Raw genomic sequence first — 25,338 nt, forward strand, 5'->3', positions numbered from 1 at the left:
TCACTCCGCCACATCGACCTCACCTGGCTTTAGCGCCGAGTAGGATGGGCAGGGTCTCGCGAAGCTTGAGCGATTTCACCATACCCTGCGTGCCGATCTTGTATTTCTTGAAATGCTCCGTCTCGAGGTGCGCTTTGTAGGCGTCAAGATCCGCGTACATCTCAAAGACGAAGACGAGGGCCGGATTGTCCTTGTCGGAAACGGAGTAGAGCGCCAGTACGCCCGGCTCCGACTCGATAGCCAGCTGGATTTGCTCTTTGACGGCTGCCTTGTAAGCGTCGAGTTGTGTCGGATCGATCTCTATCTCGGCTACTCGTACGTAAGGATCCTTGGCCGGCTGAGCGACCGCGGGGCCGCTGAGCGAGGTCATCGTCGTTGCTGCCAAGACGAGCAGTTGTCTCGTATCCATGTTAGTCTCCGTGAGAGCTGTCCGGACGAGGGATGATCTTGACTGTTGCTGCTCTTGCCCGATCGCCGATCATGGGATCGAGATATGGGCTATCGCGGTACTTCGACCGATAAGCCTCGTCGATGCGGTCCTGAATGGGTCCGGTGACCAGCTCAAATGTGACTTCCTTCATCATGCCCGCGACGGTGATCCGTCCAGCCCTCTGGCCAGAGCCGCCCGATGCCAACGCGATTGCGTGCCATTGTACGCCCGGGCATACAGAGAATCATCGACGACCACCGACCATATCCAGGTTGGCGTGCCGAGAGTGTTTCCGTCCGCACGAAACGGCGCGATGTGCCGGTCGTCGGATGCTGCAATCCTCCGCAGTTCGTCTTCGGACCATGTCATGGAAGCACTGATCTCCCGCCGGGCGCACTTCTACTCGGAATGTGGATCAGCACTGGCGATTGTTTTTCCTTGCCCTGGTTCTTTGCATTCTACAATCACAAGCGCGCGTGATTGCTGGCGCGATACTGTTCACGTCGCTGACGCACGCTCGAACGCAGCAGACTTTCTCGCGAGATTGAGTATGATTGGAGGTTGGGCGCAATGGCGAGCTATGGGCCGGCGTGCGCGTACGCAATCGAGCGTACAAATCGGACAGAGTCGTAGCTTGGCGTGTGAAATCGGACATATGGCGGAGAGAGTGTCGGTCGATCCTGATCGACATATAAGCTGTTTTTCATTCCGAAAGATGGCAACAAGCGGTGCCGGCTACTGGGCGCTTGGAACGCCTCGTAACATGAGGGGGTGATGAGGATGACGACGAACAGGCCCTTTGACGGCTTCGATTTTGAAGGCTTCTGGGACGACCGTCCGAATTCTCTGGAGAACTGTGTCGAGCCTCCGCCGAGCGACGAGCTGATCGCCTCCATTGAGCAGGAAATCGGCGGGTATCGGCTGCCGGCGGCCTATGTCGACCTCGCACGACGCCACAATGGCGGAATCGTCAAGCGAAACTGCCACCCAATGAAGGAGCGTACAGGCTGGGCGGAGGACCACGTGGCTATCAAGGGGCTCTACGCCATCGGCCGAACGTCCACATATTCACTCGCCGGGGAATTGGGCGCCAAGTTCATGATCGAAAAATGGGGCTACCCGCCGATTGGCGTCGGCATCGCCAACACGCCGGCCGGAGGCCACGAACTGATTATGCTGGACTACCGGACCTGCGGAAAGCGGGGCGAGCCGCAGGTCGTGTACGTCGACCAGGAGGATGACTACAGCATCGTCGTCGTTGCACCGGACTTCGAGGCCTTCATTCGAGGCTTGGTCGAGGAATCCGAGTACGACACCGCTGAGGAGGATCAGGCTGCTGCGATCGCAACCGTCGAGCGGGGAACGTTATCGCCCATCGTGGTGCAGGCCTTGGCCGCCGTCGGCGACCATCTGCCGGACGGCGAGCAATTATTGCGCGCCTTGGCCCGGCAGATCGTGGACGAGAAGGGCTTCTTCGCCTTGCACGACGACGAGCGCTCGCACCTGATGTATGGACTGATGTTCTGGCTCTATTCGAGCCTTCGTACCGCCAGGTCCTTCGAAGCTTTCGTAATTCGTCCCAAGACCTGCACCTCCTACGACGACTCGCCTTGCTTCGAGCTGATGATCATTTTCGACCTTGTCGCCGACCCTTATGACTTCAACACGCGCGGGTACGCCGAGGGGTTTGTGAGGGACTGGTGGGACGCGTGCCTCGCCGGCGGCGACATCGTCGAGATGGCGGATGGATACCGTCTGACTCCCAAGGCCGAGGCGACCCTGCTCGAGCGATTGGCGACGATTGCTGGCCCCCAAGTCAATAAGCCAGCGCTATGATTTGAGATTTATGCGATCCAGTCTCAGAGATTGCTTTGCTCGCGCGGGCGGGCGGCGCACATATATCGCGGCCCAATCAGGCCAGACGATCAAATCGCACAAATGGCGGAGAGAGTGTCAGTCAACCCCTATTGAAAGACAAAGCATTTTCGACCTTCTGGGCTCAAAACCCACCAGTCAAGCTACGATCCGAAATGGTTTGGGATACCGAGAAAGCGCCTGTTCTGCTAATGGGCCGCCAACGAGCCCGAGGGGCGGCGCGCCAGAGCGGTTACAACGCGCTACCGAAGTCCGAGCAGCGATCGGTTAAAGCCGCTCGACTTGGCCTCTTTCCGGCACACGTAGCTGCCGTTAAAGCCTGAGCCGTAACGCTTTTGCCCTTGAGAATAGTACCGGCCCACCCGGAAATCGAGCCAGACCACTTCATCACCGGGGCAATGACGTTGTGCCTGTCCCTTGTAACGAAACGGCGTCAGCGGTGCTGCATGCGAGCTTCCGATTCCCCACAGCACGGTCAATACAAGCAGACGACCAGCCCGTCGAACAAATCCCCATGGGAGTTGGAGAGCGGAGAGATGCACGCTCACCTCAGGGAGATGATGATTTCGCTGAGATTGGCGGCGAACTCCAGCCCAGCCTTTGGACCCTGCAGCACGATCGTGATGCCTTTGTCGTTGCGCAGCTGGACCCCATTGATACCGCCGATCAGGGCAGCTCCACCGCCGACCGAACTGTAGGTGCCGGCAAAGTCGCGGACCTCACGAATGCCCGAAGCCCGGCCCTCGAGCCGACCGAAGCTGGCGCCGGCGGTAACGCCCAAGCTCAATCCGGTGACGCGGAACGGGTAGTTGCGGCCGCGATAAGTCAGCACGCCGGTCCCGGCGCCGCCGCCCACCAGCAGCCCCGCTTTCACGATCTTGACGCGGACCTGGCCGGAGACCTGAGCTAAGGAGGGCGTCGTCGACACGAATGCGAGCAGCGCAAGAACTGCCAGACGCACGAGAAACGGGCGCAACATCGCCGTCCGATGCTTAGGGTCTCGCAGCATCGACCTTCTTCCAGGTCTGGTCGGGATCAAACAGCGTGGTGCGCGGTGCGACGAATTCGGTCCGCGGTCCCAAATCCTTCTGGTAGACGGTGCCGGCATGGTTCACCAGAAAGGTCATGACGCCGGAATTGCCGTACTCGGCGGGCCACGCAATCAACGCAAAGCCACCGATCATCTTGCCCTTGACGACATAGTTGAGCGCGCCGCCTGGCGCATTTGATCCCTGCCCTTTCAGGATATGGAAATAGTAGCCGTGATAGGGCGCCGGCCCTTCCTCGGCCTTGTAGCCTTCGCTTGATGCCTGCGCCGCCAACGCGCCGAGCGGACTCGGGTCGCTGTCGTCGCGCCAGAACAGCCCGTCCTTCTTGCCCGCACTGCTGACGATGCGCTGTGCGTAGACGCCGGCCCCCTCGCCGCGATCCTTGTCGGCATATTCGTTCTCGGCATCGACGAAGGCGAGGCTGGTCTGGATCGCATCGAGCTCGTTGCGACCGATCCGGCGATACAGCACTTCGATGCGGCCTTCGGCGGTATCGAACTCCCAGCCGGTCCTGGTGTTGACGAGTGGGATCGGGAACGGGAAGTCGTCCGGACCCAGGATCAGCGTCGCCTTCTTGTTACCCTCCGCCTTGATCGAATGCTTGGCCTCATACATCGAGGTGAAGCGTTGCCGGATGTCCACGTCGGCGACCTCATCGCCGGACGAGACGATGTCCTGAGCGGCGCTGCCGAGCACTTTCAGGATGGCCCTGTCCGGGCCGCTCTTGACGGCGGCGGCGAGCGCTGCCGCCGCATCCTCCGGCGTCGGATAGGACTGCTGCGCCTGGGATGGCGAACTCATGAGCGCCAGCGCCATGATGGCCGGCAAGGCCGCACGATGAAGCGACTTCAGGCCGATCATGGCGTCACCTCCGCAGGGATCATCGCGCCACCGGCGAGCCAGTCGCGGTAGGTGCGGAGCTTCAGACCGAGCTTTTCGTAATAGACTCGGAGATAACCATCGGCCCCGCGGGTGACGGCTTTCGGCATCACCTCCTCGACCTCCTGCGCGATGACACCGACATAGGCCTTGTCGCTGCCGATATAGCTGAAGCGGTAATAGCCGAGGCCATTTGCGAGGTGGCCGAGCAGAATGACATCGTGCTTCAGCGCGATATCGGAGCGCCGTCCACCGCCGCCACCACCACGGCCGCCTCCTCCGCCGCCACCATGGAAGCCGCCGCCCCCACCACCGCGGCCAGCGAAGCTCGCGCCGCCACCGCCGCCACGCGGCCCCGCGCTCGCCATGCTGGAACGACCGCGGGCCGATGCCGCTGCCGCCGAGCGGCCCGACGACACGTTCAACGCGCCGCCGCCACCACCGCGGTTCGCGGCCTTGGCGCCGCCGCCCTTGGCACCGGCATTCTTGGCGCCAGCATTCTTGGCACCGGCGTTCTTGGCACCACCCTTGCCGGCGCGATCGCCGCCGCCCTTTGCACGATCACCACCAGCCTTGGCGCGATCCCCCGCGCCCTGACGGTCAGCACCTCGATCACCTGCGCGGTCTCCTGCGCGGTCTCCTGCACGATCGCCCGCTCGATCCCCAGCACGGTCGCCGGCACGATCTCCCGCACCCGGCCGGTCCTGTCCCGGCTTCAGCACCTGCTGTCCGTCGCGGCCGCGGAAATCCATCCGGTCGGCGGCACCGGCCTTCAAGTTGCTATTGCCGAAGCGCTGCTGAACATTCGCGTTATTGTAGCGTACGCCCTGGCGATGCGCCGGATTGTGCTGCCAGCCGTTTCCGATGTTGGTGGTTCGGTGATTGATATAGACGTTGCGGTTGCCCCAGTTGCAGCCGCCGCCCCAATAATTGCCCCAGCGGCCGATGGCCCAGGCGGCGCCGAAGGCCAGACCCGCTGCGACGACGCCTGCACCGATGTAGGACGGGTAGCCGAAGTAATAGGGCGGATACTCGGTGTAGGGCCACGCTCCGTAGACCGCTGCCGGCTCGTAATACGGCACATACATCGTATTAGACACTGCCGGTTCGATCACGATCACCTGCTTGGTTTCCTGGGTCTGGACGCTGACCTTTTGCTGCTTGGTGGTGACCAGCTTCTTGTTGTCATAGGCCTTGGTGCGCAGGCGCTGGACCGCATCCATCACGTCCGGCTGTTGCGCTAGCACGGCGTCGCCGAGCGCCTTGGTCCAGTCGAGCTTGTCGCTCATCATCGTCAAGACCTCGGCAGTGGAGGCCAGGGCCTTGATGCTGTCGTCCCAGGACTGCTTCTCGACCTCGGTCTTCAGCGCATCGCCCTTCAGGGTCTTCTCTCTCAGCCAGCGATCGGCCTGCACGACTTCCAGAGGATAGGTCGATGCCGCCAGAACATTGGCGAGCAGTTCGTCGGGATAGAGCGCGATCGGCGCCACCAGTGCTTCAAGCTGCTCGGGCTTGAGCAACTCGACCGTCGGCGGTGGCTGGCCTGGCGGTTGCGCCTGACTGCCCGGGGCAGCCGGCGTGTCGGCCGTTTGGGCGGCCGCGGCGACCGGGATCGCCAAGAGCAGCGCCATCGCGATCAAGGCTTTGCCGCAACGAAACATCATATCCTCCCTTGGGGCCTCACCGGAGCAAGCTTCCTGGAAGGTCAGCAGCCTTTGTTGATCGAGATCAAAGGAACGCAGCGGCTCCGCCCGAAAGGCGCCTTGCTGCGATGCGGCTGCGATGTGTGACGGTGCCGGATCATGCCGGAGATCGCGGACATTCTCGCCGACATCAGGCGGGACGATCAGCGCGCCAGTGATCTCGTCGAGCAGACAGTGGCACTACAGCGCAACTTTCGCGCTAACGCACTGTCGCCCGTCGCCATCCGGTGGCGTCACCTCAGTCGAGATCAAGGTCCTGCCTTCGGACCGGCATCTCGGCGCAGACCAAACGCGGGCGCGCTGCTCAAGCCTCAAGCCTTCCGCCCTGCGCAGACAGCAAGATCCGGCGGTCGTGGATCAAGCCCTGAAGGCGATGCGCCGCAACGTTCAGGGTCGTGACATCAAGCGCGTTTTCGTCCCCCGCTGCCGTTCTGGCACGCTGCGCCTGGAGAACCTTGTCGATCTCGGCCTCAATATCGGATAATTCTGTCTCCGCCTCCGTCGTACGGATCCGTGCACCCAGCGCATAAAGCGAGTCCAGTCCCTCTTCCTTCGGGCGTTCAGCCACCCCGAGGAATTTCCAGGCCGCAGCCAGTATCGAGATGAGGCCGCCGAAGATCATCGGCGTGAGAAAAATGGCGTTTCCCCATTTGTCGAGAAAACTCTGCTGTGTGCCGTTGTAGAACGCGGCGGCTCCAGGATGAACGGGGAGAAAGGCGTCCGAGTCAGTGCTCGGCGCGGTCATTTGTGAGAGAATCGGCAATTCACCCAACAGATCCCTGCGCGCCTTCATCAGCTCATCCGCCAGGCTGCCGGCCGCCTCGGCGCTGAGCTGCTTTCGCGCGACCACATAGAACGAGACCCGCAGCGTAGTAAGATCCTCGCTCGGAACGGGCGGCGAACCGCGCAACGTGCCCTTCGGGACATCGAAGCTTTCATAGGCGCGCTGCTTCTCCGCGATCGCCCCCGCCGCCTCTATGGGAAGGAGGATCGGCGCGGTCTTCGGCGTCTGTAGAAAGAGGCCGCGCAACAGAGCCAGATATTTTTCGGCGACAGGAACCACGACCAGAATCGCCCGAACCTCCTTGGCATCGATCGCGCGCCGCGCGTCCGCCGGCTGGAGATCGCGGAACGTCACGTTGGAACGAGCCAAGCCGTATTCGTCGCTCAGAACGTTGACGACCTTGCGATTGATCTCGCCGCCGATCACGCCGACGCTGGTGCGCTTCAGGCCGGCGATGTCGGTAATGGAGGAGCCCGGCGGCGCGACCAGCAGGACAACGGCATGGGCGAGAACCACGATGGCCTGTGCCTGCGAAAGATCGCCGACATCGCCGCGGACGACGGCGAGATCGACTTTCTCGGCCGCAAACAGGTTGGCCGCATCAACCGCGTTGGTGGTCTCCACCAGCTTGAGGCGCACCGGGGCGTTGACCACAGCAAGCCGGCTCGCCAGCGCCGAGACCAGCCGTGTGGCCTCCCCGTCCAAGGATCCGACCGCGATGGTCAGCGTCGTCGGGCGGGAATACCAGCGGTAGCCGAACAGGCCGGCCCCGAGGACCAGCACGACCGCGCCGGCGACAACGATGATACGAAGCCATATCGGCATTCTCGCTGAGACCATACTGCTCTCGCAGTGGCTGTGACGTTGGCGGACCGGACGGGTGCGCTCCGCCCTAGGCAATCGCGGTTTTGCAGGGCTTGCTCGCGCGGTCTAGCAGCGCGTCACCACCCGGCCATAGGCATCCACGACCTGCGCGCAGGTCGGCGCATAATAGGCGCCCGCCGCAACGCCGGCATAACTTATCGGGGTGAGCGGACGCCCAACCCGTCTCCGCATATCAATCCTCTCAAGCTGCAAGGACACCCAGGGACCATTCACGATCACCTTGCTTGATATGAATCAAGCCGGAACCAAGCTCGATCAGTGCCCGCTGAGCACCAGTGTCTTGATCGGCAGCAGCAGGGCCTGGATGCGTAGCAGCATCGCATGCACCAGCCCGACACCGTCCATGACGTGCAATCCGATCGCCCGGGCGGTACTGGTCTCCTTCGCGGAGATCTCCTCGTGATTGCTGGTGTAGGCGTTGACGATGCAGCTACTCCCTGGCGTCACGCCTTCAAGCCCGCCCTTGTAGAGCGGCTCCAGGAAGGCGAGTATCGAACCCGGCTTCCGTGCATTCTGAAGTTCAATCAATTCCTGGCCAGCCTGGACCTGGCCGGCGGCGATGTAATCCTGCACATCGGTGACAATGAGTGGAATGATCACCCACGGCTTGGAGATGCACGTCGCTTCCGCGACCATCCCTGCCTTGATCACCCCCGCTTCGATCTGTCCAAACCCGGCCTGCAGCCTACCCCTGCCGGCATCCGCCGGTATCAACACGCCGGCTGGTCGCATGATCTGGGCAACGAGATCGCCAGACCGAACGAGGAACTGTTCGACCCGCCCATCGACACCGGCGCGAACAAAGGTCTTGTCCAGATCGACCTGCGCTTCGGCCAATGCCGCCTGGGCGCTCGCCTTTTCGGCAGGCAAGAGCGCTGAAAGCCGCAACGTTGCCGACGTCTTGGACGCGGTGGCGGCGTCCACACCGGCCTGCCGCTGGTTGACCACGACCTGTAATTTCTCGATATCGCGCTGCGGGACGATACCGGGGTTGCGGCGCTGCAACTCCGTCTTGACGTCCAGTTCGTCCTTGGCCTGCTGAAGGCTGGCCTTGGCTTCCTGGATCTGCGCTTCGGCTTTGACAACGTCGCTTTCCGCGCTTGTCATCGCCGCGTCGACCTCGGCGATCTTGCGCGTGGCCGTCTCCAAAGACGCCTTCTGTTTCGAATTATCCAGCGTGAACAGGACGTCGCCTTTCTTCACCGACTGGCTGTAGCTGACCTTGACCTCGGCGACGCGCCCCGAACCCTCGGGAAGAATTGGCACGGTCCGGAAGTACATTGCCGCCGAGGTCGTTGACGGGTGAAAGTAGAAGATCATGGTGATCAAGGACACCGTGAGCATCAGGCAGCCGGTGATGCCCCACCGCAGTTCGTACCATATGGAAAAGAACGTGATCTCCTTGCCGAAACGCTTGCCCTGGGCGTAGCGGCGGTAGAGGTAGTCCGGCAGGATGGTCAGAAGGGAGCAGAACATGAGCTCAAACATGGCTGTGCTCCTTCCCCTTGGCGATTGGCTTTTCTGCCAGCGGCAGGCTTGGTAGTTCGGGCTCGCGCCCTTCGCTCGGCGCGGCATCGGCGATTCTCTCGACCGAGCCTGCGATGCTGCGCAGCGGTGTGCCGAAATCGGGCAAATCGATCATCGCGAGCAGCAGGCCCGCCACCCAGAAAATATGCTGGTGCGTAAAGAGCGAGATGATGCCCAGCACAGCTACGATCTCGAATTGCAGCTTCTGTGACTTGTGCGCCATCCGCTCGGGCAGGCTGTGCAGCTTCCAATAGAGCGTACCCACCCAGAGCACGGAGCCGATCAGGAAGATCCCCATCACCACCATCAGCGTGTCCACGCCGCTTTCCGGCGCCAGGTAGAACGGCAGGTGATGGGGGGCCATCGGATGAAGTTGCTCGCTCAACGCTCTTCTCCACAGAAGGGACCCAGGCGGTTTGCACGCCGGTTAGCTAGCGTGGCCGCACAGGTGAGAAAATTGCTTGATATGAATCAAAGGTCGAGACGGTGCGAAACCTAGCCTAGCCCTGACTCTGCCCCAACAGCAAGCGAGGAGGCTCGTCAGCCATGCCCAGCGTCGATGATCTCATCCCCAGTGCAGCGCAAATCCGCAAGGAGGCGGCGCTCAAGGAGGCCGAAAAGGCAGATGAATATGCGCGACTCGCCGCCGCGGCCGAAGCCGAGAAGCGGGCCCTGATCGAGCGCCTGACCAAGCCGTCCGGCAAGACCGAGGAGGAGAAGATCAAGCTCGCCTCGACGATCATCCAGCGTGCGGTGCGAAACGGCCTGACCGAAGTGCAGGTCTATCGCTTCCCCAATACGCTGTGCACCGACAAGGGCCGCGCCATCAACCAGATGGAAGCAGGTTGGGAGAAAACACTGACGGGAATTCCAAAGGAGGTCTTCCAGCTTTGGACCGATCATCTCAAGCCGCGCGGCTATCGCATCGCCTACCAGATCATCGACTTCCCGGGTGGCGTGCCCGGCGACATCGGCGTGACCATCTCCTGGGGAGATTGAACTCGACTGGATCGGACGTAGCGAGAGGCGGAGCATGGCAAAGGACGAAGCCGGGGCGCGGATGAAGCGCAAGGACTATGAGAAGCACTTGGAGAAGCTCCAAATCGAGCTTTGCCAGCTCCAGGACTTCGTGCGGGAAAACAGGCTTCGGGTCATCGTCCTGTTCGAAGGCCGGGACGCCGCCGGCAAGGGCGGCACGATCAAGGCGATCACCGAAAAGGTCAGCCCGCGGGTGTTTCGCGTTGTGGCGCTGCCGGCACCGTCCGATCGTGAAAAGACGCAGATCTTCTTCCAACGCTACATGCAGCAGTTTCCGGCCGGCGGCGAGATCGTGATCTTCGACCGCAGTTGGTACAACCGCGCCGGCGTCGAACATGTGATGGGCTTTTGTACGCCCGCCGAGCACGAGCGCTTCCTCACGCTCTGCCCGCAGATGGAGAAATACGTCATCGACGGCGGGATCATCCTGGTCAAGATCTGGCTCGAGGTCGGCATGGACGAGCAGGAGCGCCGCTTCAGGGCTCGTATCGACGACCCGGTACGACAGTGGAAGCTGAGCCCGATGGACCTGGAATCCTACCGCCGCTGGTACGACTATTCGCGGGCTCGTGACCTCATGCTGAAGAGGACGAGCACGAAGCATGCTCCTTGGTATGTCATCCGGTCCGACGACAAAAGACGGGCGCGGCTGAACTGCATCGCGCATATCTTGAGGGCAATCCCGCACAAGCGGATCAAGAAGGACAAGGTCAGGCTGCCGCCGCGCTCAGACAAGGGACGCTACAATGACCAGGCAGGCCTGCGCGGCATGAAGTTCGTCGCCGAACGATATTGACCGATCGATCGGGCCGCGCTCCAGGTGCGGTCCTATCGTTGAACGCCGGAGCGATGCTGCTGACGGTCTTGGATAGCCCGTCAGCTGCGCTTTGCCTCAGTATGGATACTGGTTGGGGCAGACCCAGTTACCGTACGTGTCCTGATAACAGCCGTTGTTATTGTAGTTGTTGTAGTATCCATAGGCTCCTGCGGCGGCCGCGCCGACGGCAGCAGCACCGTAAGCCGCGCCTCGATAGCCATACCGCGGATAGCCTCCGGGATAGCCAGCGATCGGCCGGCCTGGACGTCCCGCAACGGGGTAACCGGGGCGACCCGGACGACCGGCGATCGGATGGCTTGGCCGCGGACCTCCGGCGTAGTGGCGTCCGCCTCCGCCATGGATCCGTCCGGCGTGAACGGCGCCGCCATGAAAACCTCCAGCGCGCATGCCCCCTCCACCGCCGCGATAGCCGCCACCGCCGCCGCGGCGGGCATAGGCGTCATCAGGAATGAGCGTGGCCGTGAGAAGAACGAAGGCCGCAACAAGAGCTAGAAGATAACGAAGCATGGCATGTCCTCCCTCGATATGGATGCCGTGATCCGCTTTCTCGACGATGCCTCGCGAAACGCGGTTGGCACCCGACCTGGCGCTGATTTGCGGCCGCTTCCTTGGTCTGGTGCATGAGAGAAGCCGCCGCCGTTCAAGCATGAGCGCCGCGACCGCCGAAGCGGCCCGACTGCCGCCCTACCGCTTCAAACTTATCGTCACGCCCCCCACAGCAGCTGACAGCTCCGCTCCGACTTTCGGCCCACTAAGCTGCAGAATTACACCGTTGCCGTTTTGGAGCTGAACGGCTCCAGCTCCCGCGGCGATGGCACCGCCTGCGCCACCCACAGCGTAGGAGCCTTCGATCGACTGCGGCCCCCTCAGATTGAGAGCGCGGCCGACCAGTTTTGTGGTCGAGGCGCCGATCGTGAACCCGACGCTCATGCCGGAGACGGTGAAGGGGTATTTGTGGCCCCGCAGCAGCAGAACCCCTTCGCCGCCACCAACGCCGACGATAAATCCGCCCTTGGTGAAGACGACGGCAACTTGGCCGGTCTCGGCGCGCGATGGCGTGCTGAAACCGGCGACGCTTGCAAGCGAAGCGACTAGGGCGGCGCAGATGGCGACTTTTCTCATGACTTACTTTTCCCTTTGGTTGTGACGCCGAGCTATTGGGCCAGGATCATCGCGAAGTAACCGAACACGGTGAGCAGGATGCCCGACACGGCGTAGCCGACCGGGAACCCGATCCAGGGCACGGAGCTCTGGATTTCCACCGCGGCTTCGCGGCACGGACCGGAGTGCGACCGCGCGCCGGCAACGCCGCCCATCAGCACGGCCGGATTGATCTTGAAGACGTGGAAGCCGATCGCCCAGACGATGAACGGCGGAATCGTGCAGGCGATGAAGCCTGCGACGAAAATCTTCAACGCGACCGCGCCGGTCAATTGCGCCAGCAGTCCGGCGCCGGCGTTGATGCCGACGATGGACACGAAGACGACAAGCCCGAGATCCTCCAGCACGTTGCGCGCCGCGTTCGGGGTATTACCGAAGAAGCGCAGCCGGGAGACCAGGGACGAGACGATCACGCCGGACAACAACAGTCCGCCGGCATTGCCGAGGCCGATCTTGGCGCCGAAGGCCGGAAATTCGATCATGCCGATCAGGAAACCGATGATCATGCCGGCGGCAAGAGTCAAAAGATCGGTCGAGGTGTTGGTCCGCGCGATGCGTCCCCACATCTCGCCGAGTTCGTTGACAGCCGACTTCAGGCCGACCACCGAAACGATGTCCATCCGCTGCAGCTCGGTCTTGAGACCGGCGGCAAGCGGCACACCACCACGCTCGACCTTGGTGACTTGCAACTGGCCGGCAATCGCGGTTTCGCGGAAGGATTCGAAGGTCCGCCCAACCATCTCCTTGTTGGTGACGAGAATGTCGGCCTGGTCCATGGGAATACCGAGCGCCTTGGCATCGGCAACCTCGGGCCCGATCAGGCCCATCTTGTCGGTCAGATGCTCGGTTGCGCCGCCAAGCGCGACGACGTCGCCCTTTTGCAGCACGAGGTCGGGATCGGCACCTTGCGCTTCACCGCGGCGCACCACGTTGACGATGCGGTATTCCGGATTGACCGTGCGGAATTTGGCAATGGTCATGCCGACTTGGGCCGGATTGTCGAGCCGGTAGGCGCGCAGTCCGAACTGCCGATAGCCAGTCAGGCCGCCGCCTTCGAGATCCTTGACGCCGAACTCCTGCTCGTACTGCCTGGCCGCCGCCTTGGCGTCGACGCCCCACCAGCGCGGCAGGTATTTGCAGATCAGGATGATGCCGACGGTGCCCCAGATATAGGTGATGCCATAGGACAGCGCGATCATGCCGGAGGCGTCCTCGGGCTTCATGCCTTCAGGCAGCTTGACGACGCCCGACGTGATGGCCTGCTCGGCCGAGCCGATCGCGGCCGACATGGTCTGCGACCCGGCCAGCATGCCGCCGGCTGCACCGATCGGAAGCGCGAATAGCTTCGAAAAAATGACGACGAGCGCCAGACCAAGGACACTGGACACCAGCGCCAGGATGCAGAACTTGAGGCCATCGCCCTTCAGGCTGTTGATGAAGGATGGGCCCACGCGCAGGCCGACGCCATACATGAACAAGTAATAGAACAAGCTCTTGGCGAAATTGTTCAGCTCGAGCTTCACGCCGTAGACCGACGCCCAGACCGAGAGGCCCGCGCCGACCACGATGGCGCCGGCGACCATGCCGAGGCCATACCCTTTGATGCTGGCTCGCCCAATCCAGACGGCGAGCCCGACGACGAAGAACAGCAGCAGATACGGGTTCTGCGCCAAGAATGTGAAAAAGCCCTTCATGTTCGTTTCCCCTTCAAGACGCCGCCTTGAGCTTCGGCGCAGCGCCGGGCTTGGGCCGGCCGATCTTCGCCAAGGCTTCGGTGCGTACGAGCTTCAAGCCTTCCTTGGCGTCGTAGCCGTGGATCTCCTTCACATCGAGCTTGCGCATGAAGTCGATGGTTTCCTGGGTGATCACCTGTCCCGGCACCATGATCGGAAAGCCCGGCGGATACGGGATCACGAAACTGGCCGATACGAGATCGGGACCGGCCTTGAGGCGGCGGTCGATCTCGGGATCCGCGAGCCGGAGATATTCGCATCCGGCCGCGTCATAGGCCGAGTAGAAGCCGCTGCGGATATCGCCTTCGTTGGTCTTGGTGCCGGCATCGCCGCGGAAACTCTGGTGGAAATGCGAGAAGTTCGGCAGGTCGGGCACATCGGTCATCAGGCTCTTGACCCGCGCCTCGAAGGTCTTCTTCGCGTTGGCGCCGCCCTGCACTAGGCCGCGATCGACCTCGCCCGCGATCTCCGCCAACACCCGGATCAAGTGCGCGACATCGCTGCGGGTGTTGTTGATGTTCGACTGGAACAGCACCGAATTGCGCGACGTCTTGTTGATCTGGATGTTGTAGTCGTTAGCCAGGATGCCCTTGAACTGCGTGCCGTCGTAGCCGGCGGTGCCGCACACCAGCGTCATGCGGGTCGGATCGAGACAGAATTCGTCCTCGTCGAGGCTCTTCAGGACGCTCGCCCAGTTCGTGCCGGCGGCAAGATAATCGGTGAACCCGCTCTGGCGGTATTGCGCCGGCACCATGGCGTCCGCGCCGAGGATGCGGAAGTACTTCGAAATCAGCGGGTTGGTGTTGACGGCATTGCGGATCGCGAGTGCGATCTCGATTGCATTGCCGACCAGACCATAGCCCTCGAGCTCCATCTGGCGCCGAGAGACATCAAGGCTCGCAATGAGCTGCTGGTTCGGGCTGGTCGATGCGTGCGTGAACACGGCCTCCTTGAATTGCTGCTCGACCGTATGGAATTCCACGTCCTTGACGGACAGCATCGAGCCTTGCCGGATCGCCGACATCGACTTGTGGGTCGAGTTGGTCTGGTAGACGCGCAAGCGGATTTGGCGCGGATCAGGGATCAGCCGGGTCTTGAGCAGCACCTCGTCGGAGGGGTTCTTGCCGAGCTCGGCCTGCTGCTTCTCGTAAGCCGCGACCGATTTCGAGTCGTGCATCCAGGCCTCGATCTCGCTGGCGGCGCCCATCGCGGTACGCCGCCGCAGGAAAGGCGAAAAACGTGCAAAGCCGAACCAGGCTTCGTCCCAGAGGAAGATCAGGTCGGGCTTGATGGCGAGGCATTCCTCCATCACCCGGCGAGTGTTATAGATGTGACCGTCGAAGGTGCAGTTGGTCAAATCGAGCAACTTGACGCGGTCGAGCCGGCCGTCGGCCTTCGCATTCAGGAGCGCCTGCTTGACCGTCTTGAGCGGCACAGCGCCATACATCGAATATTCCGTCATCGGAAACGCTTCGACGTAGATCGGCTGGGCGCCGGCCAGCACCATGCCGTAATGGTGCGACTTATGGCAGTTGCGATCGACGATCGCGATGTCGCCGGGCGCAAGCAGTGCCTGCACCGCCATCTTGTTCGAGGTCGAGGTTCCGTTGGTCACGAAGAAGACGCGATCCGCGCCAAGCGCCCGCGCCGCCTTGTCCTGTGCCTTCTTGATGGTGCCGGTCGGCTCCAGCAGGCTGTCGAGGCCGCCGGTGGTTGCGCTGCTTTCAGCCAGGAACAGGTTCAAGCCGTAGAATTCGCCCATGTCGCGGATCCAGTCCGACTTGAAGACCGATTTGCCGCGCGCGATCGGCAACGCATGGAATGTCCCGATTGGACGCTGCGCATACTTCTTCAGATTGTCGAAGAACGGCGTGTCGTAGCGATCCTGAACGCCTTCGAGGATCGAGAGATGCAGCTCCAGCAGCTCTTCGATGGAATAGAAGATGCGGCGGACGACATTTGCCTCCGGATTGCCGGCCATCTCCTCCACGTTGCGGTTCGACATGAGATAGAGGTCCAGCTCGGGACGAATCCGCTTGATGATATGAGCAAGCCGAAGCGCCGAGGCGTCGGACTCGCCGTTCAGTCCGGCCGACGCTGTCAACGTTCGGAGCACCGGCGCTTCGTGCCGGGAGCGCAGCGCAAAGCCTTCGTTGATGACGACGGCCGCGAGATTGGGATTCAGCATCGTTGCGCAGAAGGCGTCTTCGAGGCTACCGACGATAACCGGCTCATAGACGAACTGATCGACCGGGCGCCGCAGCTTCCGCCATTCGCTGGCGAGCGCGGGCCAATTGCTGGACGAGAGGCCGGTGACAATCAGGGCTTCGAAATAGGGACGATGGGCGGTGTGCTGCCCGAATACCTGCGGTACGAGATCGGATGCATCGCCGTCATTTTCATCATTCGCATTCCAGTCACCGGCATGCTGGCGGAAGGACCTCGTCGTCAGGGCCTGCGTCAGCCGCGTTGCGAGGGCGAGAGATGCAGCGGCATCGCCGGTCGCTGACGCTTCCCGCAGGGCCCCCATCAGTTGCAGCCCGGGATACCCGTGATACTCCTCCGTCACGGCAAGTTCCGCCAGCGCGGCATCGTATTTCGCACGATCCCCGCTGCGTGCCCACAGCTTTGCCGCTTCAACCAGATCGCGCCAGTCGTCTGCCCGTCCGCCCGGGCCGGAGAAGAACTGGTCGATACGCTTCAGGGCGGACTTGGTGTCTGCGGACTTGACGTCTGCGGACTTGACGGCTGCGGACTTGGCGTCTTTGGACATATTCTTCTCCCGATCCATATCGAGCCGTAGGGCATGGGTGACGCCGGATCGTGAGTGCCGCGACGCTTGCTCCATTGATCCAAGTCAACGGACGCACGATATGCTGGGGCCGACGGCACGGCCGGTGACGCCGCTTCGCAACGCAATAGGCAGTCGCCGACCGATTGGAGAGATCAGGTCATTCCTTGAGCATCGCCGGACTGGGAGTCGCCAAGAACGCTGTCCAGCGACCGCAGCCAATGGCCGCTGTCCGTCTTCTCTGCCAGGCCCTCCGCCCGCAGCAGATCGCGCAGCTGCGCGTGCGCCCCGACGATGCAGAAGGCAATGTGCCGGGAGGCGAGTTCCTCGTAGAGATCGCGCAGCATGCGCGCGCCCGCCAGATCGATGTACGGCGATGCGGAGAGATCACAAACCACCAGCCTGGTGTCGGCCGATCGCAGCAGGGCGTCCAGGACTGCCTCCAGGATCGTTTCGGCATTGATGTAAAGCAGGGAGGCTTCGGGCCGGAACGCGATGACACCGACCAGCGGCTGAACGCCTTCATGTCGGGCATTGTCGGAGTATCGGCCGGTTCCGGGCAGCCGGCCAAGGAACGCGACATTCGGCCGTGAGGCGCGCGCCAAGAGCAGGACGATCGACGCAATGGCCGCGAGCAGGACGCCTTGCAGGATTCCGAGGAGCAGCACGGCCACAAGCGCAATCACCGCAGCGTAGAAATCGATCCGGCTGACCTTCCACATCCGCAACAATGCCCGGATGTCCACCAGCCTGTAGACGGCGGCAAAGACGATCGCCGCAAGCACCGCCTTGGGTAGATTCGTCAGCAGGCCGGTGAAGAACAGCAGGCACAACGCAAGTGTCACCGAGCAGATCACCAGCGCCAGCGGCGTGCGCGCGCCGGCGCTGTCGTTGACGGCGGATTGCGACAGGCCGCCGGCGACGGGATAGCCGTGGCCGAATGCTACGACGAGGTTCGCCGCACCCAGTCCTAAGAACTCCTGACGGACATCGAGGGCATAACCATGCTTGGCGGCAAAGCTGCGAGCCGCAGAGACACCCTCAATATAGGCCAGCAGCACGCATCCTGCGGCAAGCGGGAACAGCTCGTCGGGCTCCAGCAGACCAAACCGCGGTATTCCGATCGCGGGCAATCCCTCGGGGATCGTTCCCGTGACCGGTACGCCGAGCGCAGGAAGGCCGAGCAGCGTCGCCACCACGATCGACAGCGCCATGATCGTGAGCCCCACCGGCTTTCCCAGCAGACGCCGCTCTCCAAGCAGCAGAAGCAGCAGGGCGATGGCACCGATCGCCAGAACGAGCCAGTTGATGTTACCAAGTTGACCGGCGAGCTTGACAGCGCGATCGAAGAAATTGTGGCCGCCTCCGGCAACCCCGAACAGGCTCGGCAACTGACTCATGATGATGGTGAGGCCAGCGCCGGCCTTGAAGCCAACCAATATGCTGTCGCTAACCAGGCGGACGAGGACGCTGAGCTTGAACAGCCACGAAATGAAGCACAGCAGCGCGACCGCACATGCAGCCAGGCTCACGATCTCGGCGTATTTCCCGGCGTCTCCTCCGGCCAGCGTTCCGACCGTGGCCGCAATCATCAGCGAGATCGCGGAAGTCGGACCGACTGCAAGCTGGCGCGACGAGCCCAGCAGCGCGTAGCCGATGCCTCCCAGCATGTAGCCGTAGATTCCGACCTGGGGCGGCAAGCCCGCCAGCGCCGCATAGGCCAGCGATACCGGAATCGCATAGGCCGCGAGCGTGATACCGGCAATGGCGTCCGGACGCAGCCACCCGCTGCGATATTCCGCAAGCCAGGTCACGGGCGGAAAGTGCCGCGTCCAGCGCGATATTTGCCCGGACGGCGTCGTCATATGCGCGCCTCGCTACGGGGAACTTCACAGCATAGCAATACGATGAGCAGAGCAATGACAGGGATACCAAGCGCCAGATTCGGGATCTGCTTGGTTGCGAAGGCGCCGACGGCGGCGCCGAGGCCGAATGTGACGCATAATGCCGTGAACACGCCGGAGCGTCGAAGCGAACCGTCGCCGGCGATCGCGGCGAACACGCCTTCGATCGCCTGCCGCATGTTGCCGGTGATCATGACGGAGCTGTAGACCACGCCCTCGACCCTGGTGAAGACGGCGCTCTGCATGGCAGCGACAAATGAAATGCCCAGCGTGCCGGCGAGGTCCGGCAGGCGATTATGCAGGATGGCAATCGCGACCAGCAGCGCAATCTCGATCAGCGTGCTGATGGCACTGGCGCGGTCGCCGGTCGCGCGACGCAGCCACGCCGCGACCAGGATGCCGACCGCGAAAGCGAGGATCGGCGGAACGAAGTGAAGCGCCCTCGCCCAGTCGCCGATCGAACCGTAGACCCAAAGCAGAACGAGATTCGCCGTCTGCGCGTTGGCCATCACGCCGTGGACGATCCAGGTATAGGCGTCGAGATAACCGCCGGCGAGCGCCAGCAGCAACGCGATTGGCACCGTTTCGTCGCGGTGCGTCGACGAAGCAGTGGCGATATCCATCGTACTCATGTCCGATACGTCGACTGTCCAAAATCCTGCACAGCCCCATAGGCAATGCCTTGTCATCGGCGAGGATTGATCTGGATCAAGCATCCCGGCGTTTCACGAACCAGATTTGGCCAAACGCGCAGGGAGGATACGAACGATGGGCACCGTCAGGTGGATCATCTCCACCGCTCCGGAGATTTTCCTGCTGCTATCGGTCGCGCTCGGCACCATTCTTGGCCGTGTCCGGATTCTCGGCTTTTCAATCGGCACCACGGCCTGCACGCTCATCGTCGCCGTCCTGATCGGGCAGCTCGGCACTTTCACGTTTCCGTCCCTGCTGAGGGTCATTCTCTTCAGCTTTTTCGTGTTCACGATCGGCTACCGGTCGGGACCCGAGTTCTTTGCCTCGCTGAGTATCCGGACCTTGGCGCAGGTTGCGCTCGCGCTCGTACTTGGCGGCACCGGCCTCGTCATCGTTCTCATATTTGCCAATCTGTTTACGCTCGGTCCCGGCACCGCTTCGGGTCTTGCCGCGGGAGCCCTGACGCAGTCATCGGTCATCGGCACGGCGTCCGGCGCGCTGGCCCAGCTCGGGCTCGCCAAGGACGTGCTGGAGCAGCAAGAGGCGAACATCGCGGCCGGTTATGCGGTGACTTACGTCCTCGGTTACATCCTCACGCTCCTGTTCGTGCCATTTGTCGCGCCGAGATTGATGCGGATCGACTTGAAGCAGGAAGCGGCAAAGCTCGAGGCAGAGCTGTCGGGGGGCAACCCGCCGCAGACTGAAAATCTGCACTATCGAAAATTCCAGGCCCGCGCCTATCGGGTGTCGGTGGCGGCGGGCCGGACTGTCAGCGCCGTCGAAGGCGAAATCGGCAGCCGTAGTGTGGTCGAGCGGATCGTGCGCCAGGGCGCCGATGTCGAGCCGCACGTCGACACCGTTCTTGAAGCAGGCGACGACATCGTCATCGCGGGACGAACCGCAGCTCTTGTCGCAGCAAAGCCCATCATTGGTGCGGAAATCGATGCCGACGAGATCCTGAAGGCAATTCCCGGCAACGTGATCGACGTCCTCGTCGACAACCGCAATCTCCATGGCCGCTCCGTCAGGGACGTGGCCGAACGCGTCGGCGACGCTGCGCGCGGCGTGTTCCTGCGCACCTTGACGCGGATGGGACGCGAAGTCCCCCTGAGCGCCGACACCCGCGTCTATGTCGGCGACGTCATGACACTGGTCGGCAGCCCCCGCAACATCGAGCGCGCCGCAGCGAACGTCGGACAAATTCTGCGCTCCGAAGATCGTACCGACATCGCATTCCTTGCCGCGGGCATCGCCGTGGGCCTGCTCGCCGGTCTCGCGAGCGTCAAGATCGGATCGGTACCCCTGACGTTGGGAGGTGGCGGCGGCGCCCTGATTGCAGGGCTTTTCTGCGGCTGGTTGCGGTCGCGGCGGCCGACGATGGGCGCAATGCCACCCGCAGCGCAGCAAACGCTGAGCGATATCGGGCTCGGCGGCTTCATCGCGGCGATCGGGCTCGGCAACGGCCATGCGGCCTGGGTCGCGATCCAGTCGCACGGCTTGCTGCTGGTCGGCATGGGCCTCGTCGTCACGCTGGTGCCGCTGGTCGTGACGACCCTGTTCGCCCATCGCGTGCTCCACATGAATCCAGTCATCATTTGCGGCGCATTGGCCGGCGCCATGACGGTCGATGCGGCCGTAACCGGCGCCTGCGAGGTCGCCGAGAGCCAGACGCCGGTACTCGGCGTCGCAGTGCCCTACGCTGTCGGCAACGTCGTCCTGACCGTGCTCGGCCCGATCATCGTGGCCAGCACCTTCGCGGGTTGAGAGAGACGTATGGATCACCGGGATGCTTCAACCCTCAGGACGATAGCAGCGACATTGCTCCTCCTGACTTGCCTGCTCGCTCCGGCATACGCCGAGGAGAAATCCGGCGAGATCCAGATCCAGGAGGAGATCTGGGCGTTGCCTCTGCCGCTCCCGATGTTCGCCTACGTGGTCCGGCCCGTCGGCGACAGCCCCTTCCCGCTCGCGATCATGAACCATGGCGTGTCGCTCAAACCGGTCGATCGCAGCTTCTTTCCGCTGGTGGAATTCCGCGACGCCGCGAAGTGGTTCGCAAAGCGCGGCTATTTCGTCGTGGCACCCGTCGGCAGCGGCTATGGCGCAGCAGCCATCGACATTCCCGAGCACGGTCTCTACGGCCCGTTCTTCGCCAAGGTCGGCAACTGCACCAACCCGAACTTCCGTGACGCCGGACGTGCGTTGGCGCTGGCCGATCTCTGGATCATCGACTACATGATCGCCGAGAAACGCGTTCTGCCAAAGGACGTCATCGTCGTTGGACAATCCGCCGGCGGCTGGGCTTCCATTGCGCTGTCGAGCGTGAACCCACCGCAGGTCAGGGCGATCATCACTTTTGCGGCAGGTCGCGGCGGCCGCGTCGACGGCAAGCCCAACAACAATTGCGCGCCGGACAGACTGGTCGAAGCAACCGCGGATTTCGGCCGGACCTCGCGGGTGCCGATGCTGTGGTTCTATATCGAGAACGACACGTTCTTCGGGCCGGCCCTGTCGAAGCGCATGCTAGAGGCCTTCACCGCAGCCGGCGGCAAAGCCGAGTATCATCTGATGCCGCCCTTCGGCAATGAGGGGCACTTCTTCGTCGGCTCGCCCGACACGATCCCGATGTGGTCGCCGCTCGTGGAAAAATTCCTCGACGCGCAAAAATAGCCGAAAGAGGCCGGCGCCTGGAGACGCAACCATGATCAACGCAGCTTCAACACCATGGGACAGGTATGCGCGCGCCTGCCTGTCGATCTTGTTCGCTGTCGTCATTGCCGGACCGGCTTCCGTTCGGAACGTCGCAGCACAAAAGCAGGCGCGCGAGCCGAAGTCCGCCCAAATCGCGCCCCGCGGGCAGCGCGAAGCCAAGGACATCACCTACGGCGACTGGCAGAAGCTGTGCTTCAAGCCGGGAGGCGCGCCCACGCTGTGCCGGACGTCGATCACGGGCAAGTTTCCAACGGGGCAAATCGCAGTGCGCTTGGACCTGATCGAGCGTGACGGCGACCGCACCGCGCGATTGCAACTGTTCGTTCCGGTTGGGATGTATCTGAAGCAGCCGGCCAAGCTGACGGTCGATCAGGGCGGTTCGCAGCTGGTGCCCTACACCTGGTGTCTCACCAATGCCTGCATCGCCGCGGACGTCGCGGATCCCAGGTTCGTCACGGCGATGGAGTCCGGAAAAGCGCTGGTGCTGGAGGTTGTCGATTCCAGCCTTCTGGCCGTGACGACGTCATTGCCGCTCGCGCAGTTCGCCTCCGCCCACAAGGGTGCGCCGGCAAAGACGTTTGAGCAGGACATCGACGAATGAGCAGGCGCGCCGATCAGACGGCACCGAGGCAGGCTCGTTCGACCGAGTCGATGAATGCATTCGCAGCAAACGGCTTCGTCAGGTAGGCAACGCATCCCGACTCGATCGCGGCCGACTGGGTCTCCTGGCTGTCGTTGCCGGTGATGTAGATCACCGGCACGGTGGCGCCGTCGTTCGCGAGCCGGCGGCGGAGAACGATGCCGGATTCGCCATTCAGGTTGATATCCAGAACGATGCAGCAGGCTTTGTCGAAATGGCCATGACGCAGCAGTGCGTCGGCCGAGTCGAACGGTATCGCGTCGAAGCCGTGCTCCCGAAGCAATCGTTCCAAACTTCGACGCATGGATGAATCATCATCCACGACGTAAATGGATTTGCGTGCGGACAAGGGGCTTGCTTTCTCATTCGCCGGGAATTTCCACGGCAACGCGAACTGTGCGGCCCTTCAACAACTCCAACAACTCCGTCCGCCATCGCGGCAGGCAGACGCGACCATGTAGGCAGCTGCCGCCGGATTCTGTCAACAAACTTTCATATTGTCCCTTCGTACAGGTCGCGCGATGGAGCGTGAAGAAGGGCGCATGTACCGACTGGTTACTTACATCTTCTTGGGATCGCGCAGACCCAACCGCTCAGCAATCGAGACCAGTTCAGCGAACGAAACTACCTGCATCTTCTCCATCACCTGATGGCGATGCGCCTTGATCGTGCGTTCGGTCGTTCCAAGCTCATAGGCGATCTGCTTGTTGATCTTGCCGCGCACGATCAAATCGAAAACCTGCCGTTCGCGCGGTGTCAGTGAAGCAACGAGGGCGCGCAGCGAATCGAGTTTGCTTTGTTGGCCGCGCGAGGTCTCCGAGCGAGCCAATGCCCGTTCGATCGCATCGATCAATTGTTCCGACGAAACCGGCTTGGTCAAAAAATCCTCGGCGCCGGCCTTGATGGCGCGCACGGTCGTCACCGTATCGGCATGCCCGGTGAGGAAGATGATCGGCAGCACCGAACCGAGTTCGATGAGGCGGGTTTGCAACTCGGGTCCGCTCAACCCGGGGATCTGCACGTCGAGCAGGATGCATCCCGGCTTTGCGGCGTCGGGCATGTGATCGAGCAAGTCCTGCGCCGATGGGTAGGTCACGACCTCATAGCCAGCCAGCTTGAGCCGGCGCTCGATCGCCATTCGAAACGATTCGTCATCGTCCACGACGTAAACGAGGCCTGGCAATGTCCCCTCGCAAGCCAATCATAGAACCGCAGACAAACCACGCGATCGCGCAGTCCTGACCAAGGCAACCCGAAGCGAGCCACCGGTCGCACCGCCAACCCGAAGTCACAATATACCCGAACACCACTAATATGCCGAAATATCCCGATCGGGTCATATTCACCGAAGGTCGGACAGCCCCTATGACCGGCATATCATTCCGCGCACCAAATCGCCGCCCTGTCCCTTGGTACAATGACCCTAGAGACAATGGCTCCTAGTGCCGATTTCATCGTAAGCAACCTTTGCGGGAACTGGGGATATCGGCGCGGCCCCTTTCCTCCCAAAAATGAAGAAATCTCCTGACGGGCTATCACGTCATCATCAGTTCGGGAGCTGGCCATGCTCGTTCGCAACGCAGCCGATCCATCCGCCCGGCCCAATTCGCTTCGCGAACTCGGGATGATCAGTGATTCAAATCCGATCATAAGTTTAAACGAATTTACGTACAGAAAGGGCACCGAGATCTACGGCGAAAAAGAGCCCGCGGAATACGTCTACCAGGTCAAGCTGGGCGCAGTGCGAAGCTACAAGCTCCTATCCGACGGCCGTCGCCAGATCGGCGCGTTTCACCTGGTTGGCGACATCTTCGGGCTGGAGAACGGCAATGAGCACAGGTTCACGGCAGAAGCGATCGTCGACACCGCGGTTCGCCTGATCAGGCGGCAGAGCCTCGAGCTCGTTGCAGAAGGCGACGCCATGGTGGCCCGAAACCTGCTCAGCATGACCACCAACAACCTTCAGCACGCGGAAGATCACATGCTGCTGCTCGGCCGCAAGACATCGCTTGAGCGGGTCGCGGCCTTCCTGATCGAGATGGACAAGCGGCTGACGGCCGCCGGCATCATGGCACTGCCGATGTCGCGGCGCGATATCGCGGACTATCTTGGACTAACCTTGGAGACCGTGTCCCGCGCACTGTCGCGGCTGCATGAGCTCGGCATACTCGGCTTCATCGGCAATAATCAGCGCCAGATCGTGCTGCTCGACAAGCAACAGCTCGCTAGCCTCGATCTCCAGAACTAGACTCGGGCGCCGCGATCTCGGCCAGGTGTTCGAGCGTTTTGCGAAGCACCTCGAATAGAACGGCGGTCGACCAGCCAAACATCAGGATGCCGTTCATCGCGGTCATCGGTCCAGTCAGTCGCCATCCTTCAACGGGGGTGATATCGCCATAGCCTAGCGTGGTGTAGTTCACGAAGGTGAAATACAGGAGATCGCTGCCCGTGGGCGCCGCGCCGACCATGGCGTAGGCCAGCGCCCAGACCAGGACTTCGGCCGTGTGCGCGACCATCAAAATGACAGCTGCCGTGACCATCACGGCCATCAGGTGCGATCGCGGCCGCGCCGTATGCTTCAAGCCGGCGGTGCGGGCGATGTCGATCGCCGCGACAGTCACCAGCGCGTGGATCATGATGTTGATCACGCTGACGAAGGTACCCAGCAGGAATTGAACCGCCATCGCGCACCCCCA

25 protein-coding genes and 1 pseudogene are annotated in these 25,338 nt (G+C 62.3%); 8 read left to right on the plus strand and 18 right to left on the minus strand.

All coding sequences use genetic code 11. The features are described 5' to 3' along the window. Nucleotides 1-19: 19 nt before the first annotated feature. A complete protein-coding gene (locus JQ591_RS31660) occupies nt 20-409 on the minus strand; it encodes a putative quinol monooxygenase (RefSeq protein WP_211399891.1) in 390 nt (129 codons plus the stop codon). 1 nt (nt 410) lies between these two features. Next, nucleotides 411-799 (minus strand): annotated as a pseudogene (locus JQ591_RS31665) (DUF2255 family protein). A gap of 411 nt (nt 800-1,210) precedes the next feature. On the opposite strand from JQ591_RS31665, the gene JQ591_RS31670 reads away from it, so the two are divergent. Beyond that, on the plus strand, nt 1,211-2,266 hold the full coding sequence (locus tag JQ591_RS31670; protein ID WP_211399892.1) for an SMI1/KNR4 family protein: 1,056 nt from the start codon (nt 1,211-1,213) through the stop codon (nt 2,264-2,266). A gap of 583 nt (nt 2,267-2,849) precedes the next feature. On the opposite strand, the gene JQ591_RS31675 is transcribed toward JQ591_RS31670, so the two are convergent. From JQ591_RS31675 to JQ591_RS31700, 7 genes are all read right to left on the minus strand, one after another. Then, nucleotides 2,850-3,314: a hypothetical protein gene (locus tag JQ591_RS31675; protein ID WP_211399893.1), complete on the minus strand. Its 465-nt coding sequence runs from the start codon at nt 3,312-3,314 to the stop codon at nt 2,850-2,852. After that, on the minus strand, nt 3,298-4,215 hold the full coding sequence (locus JQ591_RS31680; protein ID WP_211399894.1) for a DUF2950 domain-containing protein: 918 nt from the start codon (nt 4,213-4,215) through the stop codon (nt 3,298-3,300). The genes JQ591_RS31675 and JQ591_RS31680 overlap by 17 nt, the downstream gene beginning before the upstream one ends. Next, on the minus strand, nt 4,212-5,894 hold the full coding sequence (locus JQ591_RS31685) for a DUF3300 domain-containing protein (RefSeq protein WP_211399982.1): 1,683 nt from the start codon (nt 5,892-5,894) through the stop codon (nt 4,212-4,214). The genes JQ591_RS31680 and JQ591_RS31685 overlap by 4 nt, the downstream gene beginning before the upstream one ends. 346 nt (nt 5,895-6,240) lie before the next feature. Beyond that, nucleotides 6,241-7,560 (minus strand): TAXI family TRAP transporter solute-binding subunit, encoded by a 1,320-nt coding sequence (locus JQ591_RS31690; RefSeq protein ID WP_211399895.1) that lies wholly within the window; start codon nt 7,558-7,560, stop codon nt 6,241-6,243. Nucleotides 7,561-7,650: 90 nt separating this feature from the next. Continuing rightward, a complete protein-coding gene (locus JQ591_RS35615) occupies nt 7,651-7,776 on the minus strand; it encodes a hypothetical protein (RefSeq protein WP_283817988.1) in 126 nt (41 codons plus the stop codon). An 84-nt stretch (nt 7,777-7,860) separates the two neighbouring features. Then, complete coding sequence (locus tag JQ591_RS31695) at nt 7,861-9,093, minus strand: HlyD family secretion protein (RefSeq protein ID WP_211399896.1); 1,233 nt, start codon at nt 9,091-9,093, stop codon at nt 7,861-7,863. After that, nucleotides 9,086-9,496 (minus strand): hypothetical protein, encoded by a 411-nt coding sequence (locus JQ591_RS31700; protein ID WP_211399983.1) that lies wholly within the window; start codon nt 9,494-9,496, stop codon nt 9,086-9,088. Before JQ591_RS31700 ends, JQ591_RS31695 begins: the two co-directional genes overlap by 8 nt. 182 nt (nt 9,497-9,678) lie before the next feature. On the opposite strand from JQ591_RS31700, the gene JQ591_RS31705 reads away from it, so the two are divergent. Beyond that, nucleotides 9,679-10,131, plus strand: coding sequence for a hypothetical protein (locus tag JQ591_RS31705; RefSeq protein WP_211399897.1), 453 nt, complete (start codon nt 9,679-9,681; stop codon nt 10,129-10,131). A gap of 34 nt (nt 10,132-10,165) precedes the next feature. After that, nucleotides 10,166-10,966, plus strand: coding sequence for a polyphosphate kinase 2 (ppk2, locus tag JQ591_RS31710; protein WP_211399898.1), 801 nt, complete (start codon nt 10,166-10,168; stop codon nt 10,964-10,966). A gap of 96 nt (nt 10,967-11,062) precedes the next feature. On the opposite strand, the gene JQ591_RS35530 is transcribed toward ppk2, so the two are convergent. Further along, on the minus strand, nt 11,063-11,395 hold the full coding sequence (locus JQ591_RS35530; RefSeq protein ID WP_433995224.1) for a hypothetical protein: 333 nt from the start codon (nt 11,393-11,395) through the stop codon (nt 11,063-11,065). Here JQ591_RS35530 and JQ591_RS35780 point away from each other — a divergent pair. Next, nucleotides 11,345-11,500 carry a hypothetical protein gene (locus JQ591_RS35780; RefSeq protein WP_211399899.1) on the plus strand — a complete coding sequence of 52 codons (156 nt, stop codon included), beginning with the start codon at nt 11,345-11,347 and terminating at the stop codon, nt 11,498-11,500. The genes JQ591_RS35530 and JQ591_RS35780 overlap by 51 nt on opposite strands. A gap of 192 nt (nt 11,501-11,692) precedes the next feature. Here the strand turns inward: JQ591_RS35780 and JQ591_RS31720 are convergent, their stop codons facing one another. The 5 genes from JQ591_RS31720 to JQ591_RS31740 form a co-directional block, all read right to left on the minus strand. Then, nucleotides 11,693-12,130, minus strand: a complete 438-nt coding sequence (locus JQ591_RS31720) for a hypothetical protein (RefSeq protein WP_211399900.1) — start codon at nt 12,128-12,130, stop codon at nt 11,693-11,695. A 32-nt stretch (nt 12,131-12,162) separates the two neighbouring features. Beyond that, nucleotides 12,163-13,863: an aspartate:alanine exchanger family transporter gene (locus JQ591_RS31725; protein WP_211399901.1), complete on the minus strand. Its 1,701-nt coding sequence runs from the start codon at nt 13,861-13,863 to the stop codon at nt 12,163-12,165. A 13-nt stretch (nt 13,864-13,876) separates the two neighbouring features. Then, nucleotides 13,877-16,675 (minus strand): decarboxylase, encoded by a 2,799-nt coding sequence (locus tag JQ591_RS31730; RefSeq protein WP_249137939.1) that lies wholly within the window; start codon nt 16,673-16,675, stop codon nt 13,877-13,879. Nucleotides 16,676-16,848: 173 nt separating this feature from the next. Then, nucleotides 16,849-18,558 carry a SulP family inorganic anion transporter gene (locus tag JQ591_RS31735; RefSeq protein ID WP_211399902.1) on the minus strand — a complete coding sequence of 570 codons (1,710 nt, stop codon included), beginning with the start codon at nt 18,556-18,558 and terminating at the stop codon, nt 16,849-16,851. Next, nucleotides 18,555-19,229 carry a YoaK family protein gene (locus JQ591_RS31740; protein ID WP_211399903.1) on the minus strand — a complete coding sequence of 225 codons (675 nt, stop codon included), beginning with the start codon at nt 19,227-19,229 and terminating at the stop codon, nt 18,555-18,557. Before JQ591_RS31740 ends, JQ591_RS31735 begins: the two co-directional genes overlap by 4 nt. Before the next feature lie 136 nt (nt 19,230-19,365). On the opposite strand from JQ591_RS31740, the gene JQ591_RS31745 reads away from it, so the two are divergent. From JQ591_RS31745 to JQ591_RS31755, 3 genes are read left to right on the plus strand one after another with little or no spacing between them, the layout of a single operon-like run. After that, nucleotides 19,366-21,054, plus strand: a complete 1,689-nt coding sequence (locus JQ591_RS31745) for a transporter (RefSeq protein ID WP_211399904.1) — start codon at nt 19,366-19,368, stop codon at nt 21,052-21,054. A gap of 9 nt (nt 21,055-21,063) precedes the next feature. Further along, the gene (locus tag JQ591_RS31750) at nt 21,064-21,960 is read left to right on the plus strand and encodes an alpha/beta hydrolase family protein (protein WP_211399905.1); all 897 of its coding nucleotides are present in this window, start codon (nt 21,064-21,066) and stop codon (nt 21,958-21,960) included. Between the two features lie 31 nt (nt 21,961-21,991). After that, nucleotides 21,992-22,603, plus strand: a complete 612-nt coding sequence (locus tag JQ591_RS31755) for an invasion associated locus B family protein (protein WP_211399906.1) — start codon at nt 21,992-21,994, stop codon at nt 22,601-22,603. Nucleotides 22,604-22,616: 13 nt separating this feature from the next. On the opposite strand, the gene JQ591_RS31760 is transcribed toward JQ591_RS31755, so the two are convergent. Then, on the minus strand, nt 22,617-22,991 hold the full coding sequence (locus tag JQ591_RS31760; RefSeq protein WP_211399907.1) for a response regulator transcription factor: 375 nt from the start codon (nt 22,989-22,991) through the stop codon (nt 22,617-22,619). A gap of 210 nt (nt 22,992-23,201) precedes the next feature. Beyond that, nucleotides 23,202-23,825, minus strand: a complete 624-nt coding sequence (locus tag JQ591_RS31765; protein ID WP_211399908.1) for a response regulator transcription factor — start codon at nt 23,823-23,825, stop codon at nt 23,202-23,204. Nucleotides 23,826-24,206: 381 nt separating this feature from the next. On the opposite strand from JQ591_RS31765, the gene JQ591_RS31770 reads away from it, so the two are divergent. Next, nucleotides 24,207-24,890: a helix-turn-helix domain-containing protein gene (locus JQ591_RS31770; RefSeq protein WP_211399909.1), complete on the plus strand. Its 684-nt coding sequence runs from the start codon at nt 24,207-24,209 to the stop codon at nt 24,888-24,890. Here the strand turns inward: JQ591_RS31770 and JQ591_RS31775 are convergent. Then, nucleotides 24,868-25,326, minus strand: a complete 459-nt coding sequence (locus tag JQ591_RS31775) for a potassium channel family protein (protein WP_211399985.1) — start codon at nt 25,324-25,326, stop codon at nt 24,868-24,870. The two genes, JQ591_RS31770 and JQ591_RS31775, sit on opposite strands and share 23 nt — an antisense overlap. Nucleotides 25,327-25,338: the final 12 nt, after the last annotated feature.

This window comes from Bradyrhizobium canariense, assembly GCF_018130465.1.
GTDB lineage: Bacteria > Pseudomonadota > Alphaproteobacteria > Rhizobiales > Xanthobacteraceae > Bradyrhizobium > Bradyrhizobium canariense_C.

Excerpts from the sequence above, each read along its gene's own strand:
- JQ591_RS31720 (WP_211399900.1), bottom strand. The coding sequence starts at position 12,130 with ATGAGAAAAGTCGCCATCTGCGCCGCCCTAGTCGCTTCGCTTGCAAGC.
- JQ591_RS31685 (WP_211399982.1), bottom strand. The coding sequence starts at position 5,894 with ATGTTTCGTTGCGGCAAAGCCTTGATCGCGATGGCGCTGCTCTTGGCG.
- JQ591_RS31725 (WP_211399901.1), bottom strand. The coding sequence starts at position 13,863 with ATGAAGGGCTTTTTCACATTCTTGGCGCAGAACCCGTATCTGCTGCTG.
- JQ591_RS31705 (WP_211399897.1), top strand. The coding sequence starts at position 9,679 with ATGCCCAGCGTCGATGATCTCATCCCCAGTGCAGCGCAAATCCGCAAG.
- JQ591_RS31695 (WP_211399896.1), bottom strand. The coding sequence starts at position 9,093 with ATGTTTGAGCTCATGTTCTGCTCCCTTCTGACCATCCTGCCGGACTAC.
- JQ591_RS31700 (WP_211399983.1), bottom strand. The coding sequence starts at position 9,496 with ATGGCCCCCCATCACCTGCCGTTCTACCTGGCGCCGGAAAGCGGCGTG.
- JQ591_RS35530 (WP_433995224.1), bottom strand. The coding sequence starts at position 11,395 with ATGCGCGCTGGAGGTTTTCATGGCGGCGCCGTTCACGCCGGACGGATC.
- JQ591_RS31675 (WP_211399893.1), bottom strand. The coding sequence starts at position 3,314 with ATGCTGCGAGACCCTAAGCATCGGACGGCGATGTTGCGCCCGTTTCTC.
- ppk2 (WP_211399898.1), top strand. The coding sequence starts at position 10,166 with ATGGCAAAGGACGAAGCCGGGGCGCGGATGAAGCGCAAGGACTATGAG.
- JQ591_RS31670 (WP_211399892.1), top strand. The coding sequence starts at position 1,211 with ATGACGACGAACAGGCCCTTTGACGGCTTCGATTTTGAAGGCTTCTGG.
- JQ591_RS31735 (WP_211399902.1), bottom strand. The coding sequence starts at position 18,558 with ATGACGACGCCGTCCGGGCAAATATCGCGCTGGACGCGGCACTTTCCG.
- JQ591_RS31750 (WP_211399905.1), top strand. The coding sequence starts at position 21,064 with ATGGATCACCGGGATGCTTCAACCCTCAGGACGATAGCAGCGACATTG.
- JQ591_RS31730 (WP_249137939.1), bottom strand. The coding sequence starts at position 16,675 with ATGTCCAAAGACGCCAAGTCCGCAGCCGTCAAGTCCGCAGACGTCAAG.
- JQ591_RS31740 (WP_211399903.1), bottom strand. The coding sequence starts at position 19,229 with ATGAGTACGATGGATATCGCCACTGCTTCGTCGACGCACCGCGACGAA.
- JQ591_RS31660 (WP_211399891.1), bottom strand. The coding sequence starts at position 409 with ATGGATACGAGACAACTGCTCGTCTTGGCAGCAACGACGATGACCTCG.
- JQ591_RS31690 (WP_211399895.1), bottom strand. The coding sequence starts at position 7,560 with ATGGTCTCAGCGAGAATGCCGATATGGCTTCGTATCATCGTTGTCGCC.
- JQ591_RS31770 (WP_211399909.1), top strand. The coding sequence starts at position 24,207 with ATGCTCGTTCGCAACGCAGCCGATCCATCCGCCCGGCCCAATTCGCTT.
- JQ591_RS31755 (WP_211399906.1), top strand. The coding sequence starts at position 21,992 with ATGATCAACGCAGCTTCAACACCATGGGACAGGTATGCGCGCGCCTGC.
- JQ591_RS31745 (WP_211399904.1), top strand. The coding sequence starts at position 19,366 with ATGGGCACCGTCAGGTGGATCATCTCCACCGCTCCGGAGATTTTCCTG.
- JQ591_RS35615 (WP_283817988.1), bottom strand. The coding sequence starts at position 7,776 with ATGCGGAGACGGGTTGGGCGTCCGCTCACCCCGATAAGTTATGCCGGC.
- JQ591_RS35780 (WP_211399899.1), top strand. The coding sequence starts at position 11,345 with ATGGATCCGTCCGGCGTGAACGGCGCCGCCATGAAAACCTCCAGCGCG.
- JQ591_RS31680 (WP_211399894.1), bottom strand. The coding sequence starts at position 4,215 with ATGATCGGCCTGAAGTCGCTTCATCGTGCGGCCTTGCCGGCCATCATG.
- JQ591_RS31775 (WP_211399985.1), bottom strand. The coding sequence starts at position 25,326 with ATGGCGGTTCAATTCCTGCTGGGTACCTTCGTCAGCGTGATCAACATC.